The organism is Tomitella cavernea (assembly GCF_016599145.1).
GTDB lineage: Bacteria > Actinomycetota > Actinomycetes > Mycobacteriales > Mycobacteriaceae > Tomitella > Tomitella cavernae.
In genome coordinates, this window is the sequence record NZ_JAENKO010000071.1 from 1 (window position 1) to 14778 (window position 14778).

General features: G+C 71.4%; 14 protein-coding genes. 3 read left to right on the forward strand and 11 right to left on the reverse strand.

Going from position 1 to position 14778, the window contains the following annotated elements; all coding sequences use genetic code 11:
- The coding region (galK, locus tag JJ683_RS17395; protein ID WP_307811020.1) for a galactokinase at window positions 1–1212 on the forward strand (1212 nt) is incomplete at its 5' end.
- Window positions 1213–1247: 35 nt separating this feature from the next.
- Here galK and JJ683_RS17400 read toward each other — a convergent pair.
- From JJ683_RS17400 to dxr, 5 genes are all read right to left on the reverse strand, one after another.
- Window positions 1248–3089, reverse strand: a complete 1842-nt coding sequence (locus JJ683_RS17400; RefSeq protein WP_200175982.1) for a penicillin-binding transpeptidase domain-containing protein — start codon at window positions 3087–3089, stop codon at window positions 1248–1250.
- A 54-nt stretch (window positions 3090–3143) separates the two neighbouring features.
- Window positions 3144–3980, reverse strand: coding sequence for a GNAT family N-acetyltransferase (locus tag JJ683_RS17405; RefSeq protein ID WP_200175983.1), 837 nt, complete (start codon window positions 3978–3980; stop codon window positions 3144–3146).
- Between the two features lie 131 nt (window positions 3981–4111).
- A complete protein-coding gene (gene ispG / locus JJ683_RS17410) occupies window positions 4112–5284 on the reverse strand; it encodes a flavodoxin-dependent (E)-4-hydroxy-3-methylbut-2-enyl-diphosphate synthase (RefSeq protein ID WP_200175984.1) in 1173 nt (390 codons plus the stop codon).
- Window positions 5285–5443: 159 nt separating this feature from the next.
- Entirely contained in the window at window positions 5444–6655 is a 1212-nt protein-coding gene (locus JJ683_RS17415; protein ID WP_200175985.1) for a M50 family metallopeptidase, read from the reverse strand.
- Between the two features lie 6 nt (window positions 6656–6661).
- Window positions 6662–7819, reverse strand: coding sequence for a 1-deoxy-D-xylulose-5-phosphate reductoisomerase (gene dxr / locus JJ683_RS17420; protein ID WP_200175998.1), 1158 nt, complete (start codon window positions 7817–7819; stop codon window positions 6662–6664).
- 154 nt (window positions 7820–7973) lie between these two features.
- Here dxr and JJ683_RS19705 point away from each other — a divergent pair, with 154 nt between their 5' ends.
- The gene (locus tag JJ683_RS19705; protein WP_307811021.1) at window positions 7974–8252 is read left to right on the forward strand and encodes a DUF2631 domain-containing protein; all 279 of its coding nucleotides are present in this window, start codon (window positions 7974–7976) and stop codon (window positions 8250–8252) included.
- A gap of 77 nt (window positions 8253–8329) precedes the next feature.
- Here the strand turns inward: JJ683_RS19705 and rlmN are convergent, their stop codons facing one another.
- A complete protein-coding gene (gene rlmN, locus JJ683_RS17430; RefSeq protein WP_200175986.1) occupies window positions 8330–9538 on the reverse strand; it encodes a dual-specificity RNA methyltransferase RlmN in 1209 nt (402 codons plus the stop codon).
- Between the two features lie 116 nt (window positions 9539–9654).
- Between rlmN and JJ683_RS17435 the strand changes: the two genes are divergently transcribed.
- On the forward strand, window positions 9655–10077 hold the full coding sequence (locus JJ683_RS17435) for a LapA family protein (protein ID WP_200175988.1): 423 nt from the start codon (window positions 9655–9657) through the stop codon (window positions 10075–10077).
- Between the two features lie 69 nt (window positions 10078–10146).
- On the opposite strand, the gene JJ683_RS17440 is transcribed toward JJ683_RS17435, so the two are convergent.
- From JJ683_RS17440 to rpsB, 5 genes are all read right to left on the reverse strand, one after another.
- The gene (locus JJ683_RS17440) at window positions 10147–11046 is read right to left on the reverse strand and encodes a phosphatidate cytidylyltransferase (protein WP_200175990.1); all 900 of its coding nucleotides are present in this window, start codon (window positions 11044–11046) and stop codon (window positions 10147–10149) included.
- Between the two features lie 60 nt (window positions 11047–11106).
- Window positions 11107–11664 carry a ribosome recycling factor gene (gene frr / locus JJ683_RS17445; protein ID WP_200175991.1) on the reverse strand — a complete coding sequence of 186 codons (558 nt, stop codon included), beginning with the start codon at window positions 11662–11664 and terminating at the stop codon, window positions 11107–11109.
- Between the two features lie 118 nt (window positions 11665–11782).
- The gene (gene pyrH / locus JJ683_RS17450; protein WP_200175992.1) at window positions 11783–12502 is read right to left on the reverse strand and encodes a UMP kinase; all 720 of its coding nucleotides are present in this window, start codon (window positions 12500–12502) and stop codon (window positions 11783–11785) included.
- Window positions 12503–12637: 135 nt separating this feature from the next.
- Window positions 12638–13462 carry a translation elongation factor Ts gene (gene tsf / locus JJ683_RS17455; RefSeq protein WP_200175993.1) on the reverse strand — a complete coding sequence of 275 codons (825 nt, stop codon included), beginning with the start codon at window positions 13460–13462 and terminating at the stop codon, window positions 12638–12640.
- Window positions 13463–13512: 50 nt separating this feature from the next.
- Window positions 13513–14421, reverse strand: a complete 909-nt coding sequence (rpsB, locus tag JJ683_RS17460) for a 30S ribosomal protein S2 (RefSeq protein ID WP_200175994.1) — start codon at window positions 14419–14421, stop codon at window positions 13513–13515.
- Between the last annotated feature and the right edge of the window lie 357 nt (window positions 14422–14778).

Here is a 14778-nt window from a genome sequence, read left to right on the forward strand (position 1 = left end):
CCCGCCGCCGAGGGCGCGCGGCGCGCCGACGCGCTGTTCCGCCGGAAGTTCGGCGACGCGCCCGACGGCGTCTGGTCCGCGCCCGGCCGGGTGAACCTGATCGGCGAGCACACCGACCACAACGGCGGACTGTGCCTCCCGATCGCCCTCGGACACCGCACCTTCGTCGCGCTGCGCGCCCGCGGGGACGGCGCGGTGCGCGTCTTCTCCGCTCAGCACCCGGACGGCGGGCCCGCGACGCTCGCCGCCCCGGTCACGCCCCAGCGCGCGGCCGCCCGGACCGGCTGGCCGGCCTACGTGTTCGGCGTCGCCGCCATGCTGCGCACACGCGTCCCCGCCGCCTTTCCCCCGGCGGGCCCCCGTCCCCCGACCACCGTGCCGGGTGCGGACATCGCCGTGGACTCGAGCGTGCCGCAGGGCGCGGGCCTGAGTTCCTCGGCTGCCCTGGAATGCGCTGTGGCGTGTGCGCTGGCCGCCGCGGCGGGCGCGGACATCGACGAACCGCACCTGCGCCGCACCCTCGTCGACGCCGCCCGGGCCGCGGAGAACGAGGTCGTCGGGGTGCCGTCGGGCGCGATGGACCAGTCGGCCTCGCTGCTGGCGGCCGCCGGGCACGCGCTGCTGCTCGACGCCGCCGACGGAACCGCGACGCCGGTCCCGTTCGATACCGCGGCGATGGGCGCGTCCCTGCTGATCGTCGACACCCGCACGGCGCACGCCCTCGTCGAGAGTGGCTACGCGACCCGCCGCGCCGAGTGCGCCGCCGCGGAGCGCGCCCTAGGGTTGCCGACTCTCAGCGGAGCAACCGATGCCGACGTCGCGGGGCTCGCCGACCCGCTCCTGCAGGCCCGTGCGCGGCACGTGCTCACCGAAAACGCCCGGGTGCGCGCGTTCGTCGAGGAGCTGGCGGCGCCGGTGCCCGCGCCGCAGCGGCTGGGCGCCCTGCTCGACGCCTCGCACGCGTCTCTGCGCGACGATTTCGCTGTATCCACCGGCGAGCTCGACCGCGCGGCGGCCGCGGCGCGGAAGGCCGGAGCGTTCGGCGCCCGCATGGTGGGTGCGGGATTCGGCGGCGCCGTACTGGCACTCGTGCCCGCGGACGGCGCGGCGCGCATCGCCGGGCGGATCACGGGCGCCTTCCGCACGGCCGGCCTGCCCGACCCCGCCTGCTACCTAGCGCACCCCTCGGCACCGGCCCGCAGGGAGGCGTGATGGTCCAAGTACATGAAGGTCCAGGTACGTGATGGTCAAGCCATGTACCCGTCGGGCAGTCCCAGGAACATCTCGCGCACCACCGCGACCGCGTTGTCGGAGCTGCCGCCGCCGACGATCAGCGACGCGAAGGCGATGTCCCCGCGGTACCCGGCGAACCAGGCGTGCGACCCGCCCTCATACTCGGCCTCACCGGTCTTGCCGTACACCTCGCCCTGGTCGGCGATGCGCGATCCGGTGCCGCTGGTGACCACCTGGCGCATCATCAGCCGTAGGCCGTCCACCATCTCCGGGGTGATCGGCTCTCCGGCGTGCTCCACCGTCGTGGGGTGTCCGCTGATGAGCTGCGGCACCGGCGTGGAGCCGTGCGCCACGGTCGCCGCCGACAGCGCCATGCCGAAGGGGGTCACCAGGTCGCGACCCTGGCCGAAACCGTCCTCGCTGCGCTGGACGATGTCCGCGGCAGGCTGGATCCGGCCGGTCAGCGTCGTGATGCCGTCGACGCCGTAGTTCACGCCGATGCCGTACATCGCGGCGGCGTCCGGCAGCGCATCGGCCTGCATGCGGCTCGCCAACTCGGCGAAGGTGGTGTTGCAGCTGGCCGCGAATGCGGTGCGCATCGGCACCGTGCCCAGCGCGAAGTGCGCGTAGTTGGGGATGGTGCGCGTCCCGATCGTCACCTCTCCCGGGCACGCGAGCATGGTCTGGGGCGTCGCCAGCCCCTCCTCGATGGCGGCGCCCGCGGTGACGATCTTGAAGGTGGAGCCCGGCGGGTACAGGCCCTGCAGCGCGATGGGCCCCTTCGCGTCGGCCGCATCGTTCTGCGCCACCGCGAGGATCTGGCCCGTGGAAGGCTGGATCGCAACGAGCACCGCCGGCTTGCCGGTGATCCCGACCGCCGTCTGCGCCGCCATCTGCACCGACTTGTCCAGGCCCACGCGGACCGCGGGCGCGGGCACGGGGGCGGTCTCGGTGAGCACGTCCACCACCGCACCGTCGCGATTGACGCTCACCACCCGCCAGCCTGGCGTGCCGTAGACGTCGTCGCGCACCACCGATTCCAGGTTGCCGACCACGTCGTTGGCGAGCAGCGGGTCCGTGGGGATCAGGTCCGGCTGCTCGGACAGCGCCACCCCCGGCAGCGCCTCCAGTTGCGGCCGCAGCGCATCGGCCTCGTCGGACGTCAGACGCGTGATCGCGTAGTTCCCGTCCAGCGAGGACGCCTGCTCCGCGATGGACTGGGCCGACACCGACGGGTCGGCGGGCTTGAGCAGGCGTTCCAGCGCGGACGCCGTCGCCCCCAGCGCGCGGCCTGCCTCCGTCGCGGACACCAGCACCTGCACGCTGATCCCCGGTTCCAGCACCGGCGCGCCGTCGTGCCCGATCACCGGCGCGCGCGGTGCCGCGATGGTGCGCAACGACATGGTCTGGTCGCCGCCCAGCCCCGGGTTGACGGCGGCAGGCGCCCACCGCACCGCCCAGTCGCCCTGCGTGCGCACCAGGGGCAGCGTGCCCGTGTACCGCCAGACCCGCCCCTGCGGCAGCGTCCACTCGTAGGTGTATTCGGCCCGCGCCGTCGCCCCCTCGGTGCGCACCTCCCCGATGGAGGCGGTCATCGACTCGGCCTGCAGTCCGTCCCACGCCGCCGCGAGTCCCGCGCGCGCGTCGTCGGGCGCGTCGGTCTGCGCCGCGGCACGATCCACGTCGTCGTCCGCGAAGCCTGCCGCGAAGTCCCGGGCCGCCGAGCCCGCCGTCTCCGGACCGTCCGCGCACGCCACCGACCCCAGCAGCACCAGTACGGACGCGGCGCACGCCCCGGCCAGCCGGACACGCAACACCCGTCGGGGGCCGGCCGTCCGGCAGCGGTGAACAGTCATCGCGGCAATGATAGGACGCCGCGCGCCGCGGCACGGATCCGCCGCCGGGCGCCGTCAGTCGATGAGGACCGTCGCGAACGTCGCCACCTGCCGGAAGCCGATCCGGGCGTAGGAGGCCCGGGCGGGCGCGTTGAAGGAGTTGACGTACAGGCTGGGCGTCCGCCCGGCCGCGCGCAGTTCAGCGCACACGGTCGCCGTGCCGCGGGTGCCGAGGCCGCGGGCGCGCTCGCCGGGCCGCACCCACACGCCCTGGATCTGCCCCACCTTGTCGGAGTACGAGCCCACCTCGGCCTTGAACAGCACCCGCCCGTCGGCGATGCGCGCCCAGGCGCGGCCCGCGCGGATCGTGGCGGCGACGCGCTCCCGGTATCCCTGGCCGCCGTCATGCAACCGCGGATCGATGCCGACCTCCTCGATGAACATGGCGACGGCGGCCTCCAGGTACGGCGCGAGGTCGTCCATCGTCACCCGCCGTACCAGGGGGTCCGGTGTCACCGCCGGCGCCGCGTCGAGCGCGAGCAACGGCTGGTCGGAACGGACCTCGCGCGCAGGACCCCAGCGCGATTCGAGCACCGCCCACATGGGGATGGCAAGCTCGCTGCGCCCCACCAGCGAGGTGCACAGGCGCGGCCCGCGCAGCGCCCGGTCAGCGAAGGCCTCGATGTCGTGCCGGGTGCCGACGAGTGGCACGAGATTGCCGCCGGAAAAGCACAGCGCCCGCTCCGGGCCGCCCCGGGTCCACATTTCGCCGCCGAGGGCGCTGCGCCCGAGGCCACGCTGTTGCACCCGCGCGGCGATCATGCATGCCGCCACCGGGTCCGCGCCGAGGGCGCGCACGACCGCATCACGTTCGCGCGTCCCCAGCACTCTGGTCCCCAGCAGCTTCAGCACCGGCCCACTCCGCCGCTCGCGTGCGGGCCGCCCGTCCGTTCGGACGGCCCCGTCCTGTCAACATTGCCACGCGCGGAGTCGATCCGCCCGCAAACCCCGCCCTGACGTCGCGGTAAGGCGACGCGATGCGTTCAGGACACCGTGACCGACGGCCCGGCGCCCGCTACTGTGCCGTCTTCAGCGCCGTCGCCCATCTCCTCGGCGATGCGCATGGCCTCCTCGATGAGCGTCTCGACGATCTGCGCCTCCGGCACCGTCTTGATCACCTTGCCCTTGACGAAGATCTGGCCCTTGCCGTTGCCGGACGCCACACCGAGGTCGGCCTCGCGCGCCTCGCCGGGGCCGTTGACGACGCACCCCATCACGGCGACGCGCAGCGGTACCTCCATGCCTTCCAGGCCCGCCGTGACCTCGTCGGCGAGCTTGTAGACGTCCACCTGCGCGCGGCCGCAGGACGGGCACGAGACGATCTCGAGCTTGCGGGGGCGCAGGCCCAGCGACTGCAGGATCTGGGTGCCCACCTTGACCTCTTCGACCGGCGGGGCGGACAACGAGACGCGGATCGTGTCGCCGATCCCCTGCGACAGCAGGGCACCGAACGCGACGGCCGACTTGATGGTGCCCTGGAACGCCGGGCCCGCCTCCGTCACGCCCAGGTGCAGCGGGTAGTCGCACTGCTCGGCCAGCTGCCGGTAGGCCTCGACCATCACCACCGGGTCGTTGTGCTTGACCGAGATCTTGATGTCGTGGAAGCCGTGCTCGGCGAACAGCCCGGCCTCCCACAGCGCCGATTCGACCAGCGCCTCCGGCGTCGCCTTGCCGTACTTCTTGAGTAGACGCGGGTCCAGCGATCCAGCGTTGACCCCGATGCGGATCGGGACGCCGGCGTCCCCGGCCGCCCGCGCCACCTCGCCGACGCGGCCGTCGAACTCCTTGATGTTGCCGGGGTTGACGCGGACCGCCGCGCACCCGGCGTCGATGGCGGCGAAGATATAGCGCGGCTGGAAGTGGATGTCGGCGATCACCGGGATCTGGCTCTTGCGGGCGATCGCCTCGAGCGCGTCGGCGTCCTCCTGCCGCGGGCACGCCACCCGGACGATGTCGCACCCCGACGCCGTCAGCTGGGCGATCTGCTGCAGCGTGGTGTTGACCTCGTGCGTCTTGGTAGTGGTCATCGATTGCACGGACACCGGGTAGTCGCTGCCCACGCCCACGCTGCCCACGTGCAGCTGGCGCGTCGCGCGGCGCGGAGCCAGCACCGCGGCCGGCCCGGACGGCATACCGAGACCCACGGGGCTCGTCACAACTATCATCCTCTCGATGGTGAGCACCTGCGCTCCGGCCTGATCCGCCGGGGCTCTGCTCCGATTGTCCTCCACTGCGGCCCCGGGCTCCACGGTCGCCCGCGATGGTGACCTTCGCCACGGGCGGCGGCACGCTCGGCGCGGTCCGGATCGGGCCGCTCAGAACACCCGGATCGGGTTGACGATGTCCGCCGTCACCGTCAACAGCATGAACCCGCCGAGCACCACCGCTATCGCCAGGGTGACCGGCATGAGTTTCATGTAGTCGACCGGGGCTCCCGCCGCCTTGCCCCGCAGCCTGCGCACGGCGTCGCGGATCTTCTCGTAGATCACCACGGCGATGTGGCCGCCGTCGAACGGCAACAGCGGCAGCACGTTGAGCAGCGCGAGGAAGAAGTTCAGCTGCGCCAGCAGAAGCACGAACGGCTGCCACAAGTCGCGTTCGACGAACTCGCCGCCGAGCCTGCTGGCCCCGACGACGCTCATCGGGGTCTCGTCACTGCGCTGGCCGCCGAAGATCGACTCGACCAGGTTGGGCACGCGCGAGGGGAAGTCCAGCAGCGCGTTCCAGCTGAGCACGGCGATCTCGCCGGTGAACTCGAGCGACCCGGGCACCGCGGTGAGCGCGTTGAACTGATCCAGCTCCGCGACCGACCGCCCGGCGCCGATCGCGCCGACGGTCTCGCTGCGCTGCGCGCCGGTGGACGGGTCGGTCACCTGCCGCTGCACCTGCTCGACCTGCACGGGGATCGTCAGCGTCTCGCCGTCCCGCTCGACGACGAACGGCACCGTGCCGGAGCTGTCCCGCACGGCCGCGACGAGGTCCGGCCAGGTCTCCACGGCGGTGCCGTCGATCCTCTTGACCACGTCGCCGGATTCGAGCCCGGCCTGCTGCGCCGGTCCGGTGCCCGTGCACGGCACCAGCGTGCCGTCGGCCCGTTGCACCGGCGACGAGCACGACAGTGCGCCCAACTTCGTCTGCGGGGCGTTGATCTGCGGCAGCCCCGAGCCGAGCGCCAGCCCGTAGATCAGCACGAGCCCGATGAGGATGTTCATCACCACGCCGGCGAGCATCACGACGATGCGCTTCCACGCCGGGAATCGGAACATGGCCCGGGCCGCCTCGTCGGGCGCGAGCTCGTCCATCGCCGTCATGCCCGCGATGTCGCAGAACCCGCCCGCGGGCACCGCCTTGAGCCCGTACTCCGTCTCCCCCCTGCGGAAGGAGAAAATCTTGGGTCCGAAGCCGATGAAGTAGCGGCGGACCTTCATCCCGAACATCTTGGCCGCGCCCAGGTGCCCGAACTCGTGCAGCGCGATCGAGACGCCGATGCCGAAGGCGAACAGGATCACGCCCAATACGAAATCCACTGCCCGTCAGCCCCCCTGCCCGACCAGGCCGGCGGCGCGCCCGCGCGCCCACTGCTCCGCAGCGAGCACCTCGTCGACGCCGGCCGGATCGGCCGCCCACCGGCCGCCCTCAGCGAGCACCTCGGCCACCGTGGCGACGATCCGCGGGAACCGGATGCGGCCGGCCAGGAACGCGGCCGCCGCCTCCTCGTTGGCCGCATTGAACACGGCCGGCATGCACCCGCCGGCCACACCCGCGCTGCGCGCCAGCTCCACCGCGGGGAAGACGTCGGCGTCGAGCGGTTCGAACTCCCAGGTGGAGGCGGCGGTGAAGTCGCACGCCGTCGCCGCGCCGGCGATGCGCTGGGGCCAGCCCAGAGCCAAGGCGATCGGCAGGCGCATGTCCGGCGGGCTGGCCTGCGCGATCGTCGAGCCGTCGTGGAAGGTCACCATCGAGTGCACCACCGACTGCGGGTGCACGGTGACCTCGATCCTGTCGTAGGGCACGCCGAAGAGCATGTGCGCCTCGAGAAGTTCGAGGCCCTTGTTGACCATCGTCGCCGAGTTGAGCGTGTTCATCGGGCCCATCGACCACGTGGGGTGGGCGCCGGCCTGCTGGGGCGTGACGTCGGTCAGCTGCTCCGCCGTCCAGCCGCGGAAAGGTCCGCCCGACGCGGTCAGCACGAGCCTGTCCACCTCCTGCGCACGACCCGCACGCAGGCATTGCGCCAGCGCGGAGTGCTCGGAGTCGACGGGGACGATCTGCCCCACCGCCGCGGCGGCCAGCACCAGCGGGCCGCCGGCGATGAGCGACTCCTTGTTAGCCAGCGCCAGGCGCGCACCGGTCTCCAGCGCCGCGAGGGTGGGCCGCAGCCCCAGCGAACCGACGAGGCCGTTGAGGACCACATCCGCCGGGACGGAGCGCACCAGCTCCTCCGCCGCCGACTGACCCGACCGGACGGGGAAGCCCACGACATCGGCCAGACGGGCCGCCGCCGCGGGGTCCGCCACGGCCACCTCCCGCACCCCGGTGGCGCGGATCTGCCGGGCCAGCAGCTCGACGTCGGTGCCGCCGGCGGCGAGGCCCACCACCTCGAACCGTCCCGCAGCCGCGGAGATCACCTCAAGCGCCTGGGTGCCGATGGAACCGGTGCTCCCCAGGAGCAGTACACGCGTTCTCGTCACCGCACCATTGTTCCCGACGCCCCGCCCTGCGGCCACCTCCGGGCCCGGCGCGCGCTCCCCGCGGGCCGGGCCCGTCGGTGACGACCCCCTGTCGTACCGGGGCCCGGAATGTGCCAGGATTGGGGCCGACACAGTGAAACCAGGAGGTTCGACCGTGGCCACACAGCAGCAGGTGCATCCCTCCCTCGAGAAGGCCATCGAGGAATCCCGCGTCGACCCCGCGGACGAGCCGTCGGTCGGCTGGGGCTGGCACGGCCAGGCCACCAAGACCTTCCGTATCGCCGGCTGGTTCTTCGCGCTGTTCCTGCTCCTGATGATCTTCAACAACATCGAGACGGCGACGGCAATCATCTACCTGTGCGTCTCCGCCGCGGTCGTCGTCGGCTTCCTGCTGATCGACATCTACACGCGGCACAACCGCTGGAACCGCTGAGCGGCCGCAACGCCCTCGCAGGACCGGCCCCGGTGCATCCGGGGCCGGTCCTCTTTGTTTTTCCTACTTCTTCTTCTCTACTTCTCGGTCGCAGCGAGCTGGCCGCACGCGGCGGCGATCTCCTGGCCGCGCGTGTCGCGCACCGTGCAGGACACCCCCGCCGCGCGCACCCTCCGCACGAACTCGCGCTCGACGGGCTTCGGGGCCGCATCCCATTCGCTGCCCGGAGTGGGGTTGAGCGGGATCAGGTTCACGTGCACGAGCGACCCGAGCGCGGCGCGGAGCTTCTTGCCCAACAGATCAGCACGCCACGGCTGGTCGTTGACGTCGCGGATCAGCGCGTATTCGATGGACACGCGGCGTCCGGTGCGGTCGGCGTAGTACCGGGCCGCGTCGAGCACCTCCGCCACCGACCACCGGTTGTTCACCGGGACGAGGGTGTCGCGCAGCTCGTCGTCCGGGGTGTGCAGGGACACGGCCAGCGTCACCGACAGGCCCTCGTCCGCGAGCTTGCGGATCGCCGGGGCCAGCCCCACCGTCGACACCGTCACCGACCGTTGCGACAGCCCGAAGCCGTCCGGCGCGGGCTCGGTGATCCGCCGGACCGCGGCCACCACCCGCTTGTAGTTGGCCAGCGGCTCCCCCATGCCCATGAACACGATGTTCGAGAGCCTGCCTGGTCCGCCGTGCACCTCGCCGTCGCGCATCGCCGCCGCGGCTGCACGGACCTGATCGACGATCTCCGCCGTGGACAGGTTCCGGTCGAGGCCGCCCTGCCCCGTCGCGCAGAACGGGCAGGCCATCCCGCACCCCGCCTGGCTGGAAATGCACAGCGTCGCGCGGTCCGGGTACCGCATCAGCACGCTCTCGAGCAGGGTGCCGTCGCCCGCCCGCCACAGGGTCTTGCGCGTGGTGCCGTCGTCGCAGGCGATGTGCCGCACCGCGGTGAGCAGCGGCGGGAACAGGGCCTCGGAAACCGACTCGCGCATCGCCGCCGGCAGATCCGTCATCTCGGCCGGATCCGCCACGAGACGGCCGTAGTACTGGCGGGCCACCTGATCCGCACGGAACTTCGGCAGACCCAGCTCCCCCATCGCTGCCCGGCGACCGTCGGCGTCCAGATCCGCCAGGTGCGTCGGCGGAAGCCCGCGCCGCGGCGCCGAGAACACCAGGCGGACGGGCGTGCTGCCGCCCGCCGCGCCGGGACTGTCCGTCGTCGGCTCCGCCGGACCCGGGGCGGCGGACTGCGCGTCCTGCGTGGATGGATGCTGCGTGCGACCGGCCATGATCACCGATTGTCCCAGATCGCCGGCAGAATCGCCGCCTCGCCCCGTGTGACATCCGACCCGCCGGGTGCGCCGAGAACCGTGCGCGCGGTGCCGCTGTGGGGGATCATCGGGGCATGAGCACCGACGACCAGTACGGCACACCGTCCACGCCGTCGACGGGCACCGACGCTTCCCCGGCCGGCGCCGACGAACGGCAGGCCGCAGCGCACACGCCCGCTGACGGCGCCACTGCGACCGCCGACACCACCGCGTCACGCTCGTCCAAGCAGGGACGCAAGCGCGTCGACTTGGCGAAGAATTCGCGCACGGCACGCGCTTGGGTCGCGTGGATCGTCGGCGCGATCATCCTGATCTTCCTGCTCATCTTCATCATCCAGAACTCCGACTCGACCCCGGTCCAGATTTTCGGGTGGGAGTTCTCACTGCCGCTGGGAGTGACGATCCTGCTCGCCGCGATCGGCGGCGCGCTCATCACCGCGCTGATCGGCGCCGCGCGGATGCTCCAGATGCGCCGGGCGGCGCGCAAACAGCGCTAAACGGCGACACGACCCTCGCGGACCACCCGTCCGGCCACGGGCTCCCGTCCGTGGCCGGACGGGTGACGGTCAGAACGCGAGCCCCAGCACCACCCACACGGCCACGGCCGACGGCAACGCCGAATCGAGCCGGTCCATGATCCCCCCGTGTCCGGGCAGCAGCGCGCCCATGTCTTTGATGCCCAGGTCCCGCTTGAACTGCGATTCCACCAGGTCGCCGAGCGTCGACGTCACCACGATCACGGCCCCGAGGATCGCCCCGATCCACCAGGCCTCACCGAGGATCAGCGTCACGGTGAGCACTCCCCCGACGACGCCGAAGAGCAGCGATCCGCCCAGTCCTTCCCACGACTTCTTGGGGCTGATGGCAGGGACCATCGGATGCTTGCCCAGCAGCACCCCGGCGGCGTAGCCCCCCACATCCGAGCACACCACGCCGATCATCAGGCAGAGCACCTTGCCGGCGCCGTTGTCGCCGTCGAACACCAGCAGCGCGCCGATCGACGCGAACAACGGTATCCATGCGGCGACGAAGACGCCCACGGCCATGTCGCGCGTGTAGTTCCGGGGGGTCGCGTCCAGGCCGGCGCTCACCAGCCGCCAGATCATGAGGACGAGCACCGTCACAGCGAATGCGCCGAACGTCGCGGATGCGCCGTACGGCCAGGTCAACCAGATCATCGCCTGGCCGCCGATCAGCAGCGGAACCAGCGGCACGTCGATTCCGCCCTGGCGCAGCCGCTCGCACACTTCCCACGTGGCGATCGCGGCGGCGACGGCGACGACCGCCACCCAGGCGGTGGGCGCGAACAGCAGCACGCAGATGATGAGCGCGCCGAGCGCGACCCCGACGCCGATCGCCGCGGGAAGATTGCGCCCCGCCTTCGACGGCCGCTTGTCCGGCTGCTGCTGGGTGGCTTCGCCGCCTGCCGTCACTGGGCCTCCTGGTGTGGTCTCGTGGTCACGCATGTCGTCGAACCGCCCCGCTCACGTCGCGCCGATGGCGGGACCGCCCGGCGCCCGCCGCGGTCAGACCTCCAGAAGCTCGGATTCCTTGTTCTTGACCATCTCGTCGATCTGGCCGACGTACCGGCCCGTCGTCTTGTCGAGTTCCTTCTCCGCACGGGTGACGTCGTCCTCGCCGGCGTCGCCGTCCTTCTGGATCCGGTTGAGCTCGTCCATCGCCTTGCGGCGCACGTTGCGCACCGCGACCCGGGCCTCCTCGGCCTTGGCCTTGGCCTGCTTGACGAACTCGCGGCGGCGCTCCTCGGTGAGCTGGGGGACCGAGACCCGGATGATCGTGCCGTCGTCGGTGGGGTTCACGCCCAGGTCCGAGTTGCGGATGGCCGTCTCGATCTTGCCGAGCATCGATACCTCGTACGGCTTGATGACGACCATGCGCGGCTCCGGCACCGATATGCTGGCGACCTGGGTGATCGGGGTCGGGCTTCCGTAGTATTCGACGACCACACGGGAGAACATGCCGGGGTTCGCCCGGCCGGTGCGGATGGAGCCGAGATCATCCCGGGCGACCTCGATCGCCTTCTCCATCTTCTCCTCGGCCTCGAAGAGAGTTTCGTCGATCACGGCATTCCTCCGTCGGTTATGGGTCTGCACCGGGCGCAGGCCGGCACTGTCACTGCGCCGGTCTGCGGTATCCGTCCGGCAAAACTATCGCGCCCCGGCCGCGCCGGGGTATCGGCGGTCACGAACGCACCAATGTACCGATCTTCTCACCTGACACGGCCCGCGCGATATTGCCCTCCGTCAGGAGGTTGAACACCAGCAGCGGCATGGCGTTGTCCATGCACAGACTGAACGCCGTCGCATCCGCGACCTTGAGGCCGCGTACGAGCGCCTCCTCGTGGGTGATCTCGTCGTACATCGTCGCGTCGGGATCCTGGCGCGGATCCGCCGAATACACCCCGTCGACGGACTTGGCCAGCATGACCACCTCGGCGCCCACCTCGAGCGCCCGCTGCGCGGCGGTGGTGTCGGTGGAGAAATAGGGCATCCCCATGCCGGCGCCGAAGATCACGACCCGCCCCTTCTCCAGGTGGCGGACGGCCCGGCGCGGGATGTACGGCTCGGCCACCTGCCCCATCGTTATGCCGGTCTGCACGCGGGTGTCGATGCCACGCTTCTCCAGGAAGTCCTGCAGGGCCAGCGAGTTCATCACAGTTCCGAGCATGCCCATGTAGTCCGAACGCGATCGTTCGAGGCCGCGCTGCTGCAGTTCGGCACCGCGGAAGAAGTTGCCGCCGCCGATCACCACGGCCACTTGCACTCCGTCGCGTACGACCTCGGCGATCTGCGTGGCCACAGCCTCGACCACATCGGGGTCCAGGCCCACTCGCCCGCCGCCGAACATTTCGCCGCCGAGTTTGAGCAGCACGCGGCGGTAGCCGTTGGGGTTGTTCGCCATGTTCAGTCCTGACTTCCTCCCGGCCCCGCGGACCGTCGAATGCGCAATCCCACCGGATACGCCGGGACGGGACCGTCCGCGGACCACAAAGGCCCGGGACGGTCCCGCCGGCGCATCGTCATCGGCTGCAGCCGATCAGGCCTGCCCCACCTCGAAGCGGTGGAAGGCCGTGACCTCCGCGCCCGACTCCGCGAGCACGGCCTTGACGGTCTTCTTCGAATCCGACACGGACGGCTGCTCGAGCAGCACGACGTCCTTGAAGAACCCGTTCACCCGGCCCTCGATGATCTTGGGCATCGCCTGCTCGGGCTTACCCTCCTCGCGGGCCGTCTCCTCAGCGATCCGGCGCTCCTTGGCGACGATCTCCTCGGGCACCTCGTCGCGGGAGGTGTACTTGGCCTTCATGGCCGCCACCTGCATCGCGGCACCACGCGCGGCCTCCGCGGCCGCGTCGCCGTCGCCGGTGTACTGCACGACGACGCCCACCGCCGGCGGCAGGTCGGTGCTGCGGCGGTGCATGTACACGGCCACCTGCCCGTCCAGGGAGGCGACGCGACGCAGCTCCAGCTTCTCGCCCAGCTTGGCCGACATGGCCTGGACGACCTCGCCGACGGTGCTGCCGTCCAGCGGCAGCGCCTCGAGGGCAGCGACGTCGGCCGGACGCGCCTCCGCAGCGGCGGCGACGACCTTGTCCGCAAGCTCCTGGAACTGCTCGTTCTTGGCGACGAAGTCGGTCTCGCTGTTGAGCTCGATCAGCACGCCGCCCTTCTCGGCGACGAGCCCCTCGGCCGTGGCGCGCTCGGCACGCTTGCCCACGTCCTTGGCGCCCTTGATGCGCAGGAACTCGACGGCCTTGTCGAAGTCGCCGCCGTTCTCCTCCAGTGCCTTCTTGCAGTCCATCATTCCGGAGCCGGTGAGCTCCCGGAGCCGCTTGACATCAGCGGCGGTGTAGTTCGCCATCGAGGCGAGCCTCCTCGGTGATTGGGCCCTCGGCCGGGCCGTGCGGGTCTCTACTGCTGGGCGTCGGCCGGGGCCTGCGCCGCCTCTTCGGCGGGCGTGCCGGCGGCGGGGGCGGCCTCGTCGGTGGCAGCCTTCTCGGCGTCACCGGCGGCAGCCTTCTCGGCGTCACCGGCGGCAGCCTTCTCGGCGTCACCGGAGAGCAGCTCCTGCTCCCACTCCGGCAGCGGCTCGCCTGCCGCGGCCTCCGGCTTGTCGTCGCCGGCGTTGCGGGCGGCGCGCGACTGCACACCGTCGGCCGCGGCCGTGGCCACGACCTTGGTCAGCAACGCGGCGCTGCGGATGGCGTCGTCGTTGCCCGGGATGGGGTAGTCCACCAGGTCCGGATCGCAGTTGGTGTCGAGGATGGCGACGACCGGGATGTTGAGCTTGCGCGCCTCGGAGACCGCGAGGTGCTCCTTGTTGGTGTCGACGATCCACACTGCGGACGGGATCTTCGCCATGTCGCGGATGCCGCCGAGCGTGCGCTCGAGCTTGTTCTTCTCACGCGTGAGCATGAGGATTTCCTTCTTGGTGCGCCCCTCGAAGCCGCCCGTCTGCTCCATCGTCTCGAGCTCCTTGAGACGCTGGAGGCGACGGTGCACCGTCTGGAAGTTGGTGAGCATGCCGCCGAGCCAACGCTGGTTGACGTACGGCATGCCGACGCGGGTGGCCTCCGCGGCGATGGACTCTTGCGCCTGCTTCTTGGTGCCGACGAACAGGATGGTGCCGCCGTGGGCGACGGTCTCCTTGACGAACTCGTACGCCTTGTCGATGTACGTCAGCGTCTGCTGCAGGTCGATGATGTAGATGCCATTGCGGTCGGTGAAGATGAACCGACGCATCTTGGGGTTCCACCGGCGGGTCTGGTGCCCGAAGTGGGCGCCGCTGTCGAGCAGCTGCCTCATAGTCACTACGGCCATGGTGATGCCATTCCTTTGTTCACGGTTGCCGCGGCGACCGGCCGGTCGCCGCCCTGGCGCCCGCGGATCCACCGAACCCGCGTCGGACGGACCTGACATCCGTCCGCAGTGCGGGACCGTCGGCGGTCCTGGTACCGGCACCGGGGTGCCGGGGGTGCGGACGCGCGAAGTCAATCCGCCCGGGGACGGATCGCCGGTCCAGTGTACGTCGTCGGGGCCCCCGCAAAAAACCGAGTCCGGCCGGGCGCCGGTTGTCAACCGATCCGGTGTTCGATGGGGACTGCGGACCGGTTGTCCACAGGTGCGCCCGGCGGCGCCGCCGGGCGGCGCCCGCACCGTCCACACTGGGCGCATGCC

Coding starts and splice junctions, on each gene's coding strand:
- JJ683_RS17400 (WP_200175982.1), bottom strand. CDS start 3,089: ATGACTGTTCACCGCTGCCGGACGGCCGGCCCCCGACGGGTGTTGCGT.
- rlmN (WP_200175986.1), bottom strand. CDS start 9,538: ATGGCCGGTCGCACGCAGCATCCATCCACGCAGGACGCGCAGTCCGCC.
- JJ683_RS17435 (WP_200175988.1), top strand. CDS start 9,655: ATGAGCACCGACGACCAGTACGGCACACCGTCCACGCCGTCGACGGGC.
- JJ683_RS17440 (WP_200175990.1), bottom strand. CDS start 11,046: ATGCGTGACCACGAGACCACACCAGGAGGCCCAGTGACGGCAGGCGGC.
- pyrH (WP_200175992.1), bottom strand. CDS start 12,502: ATGGCGAACAACCCCAACGGCTACCGCCGCGTGCTGCTCAAACTCGGC.
- tsf (WP_200175993.1), bottom strand. CDS start 13,462: ATGGCGAACTACACCGCCGCTGATGTCAAGCGGCTCCGGGAGCTCACC.
- rpsB (WP_200175994.1), bottom strand. CDS start 14,421: ATGGCCGTAGTGACTATGAGGCAGCTGCTCGACAGCGGCGCCCACTTC.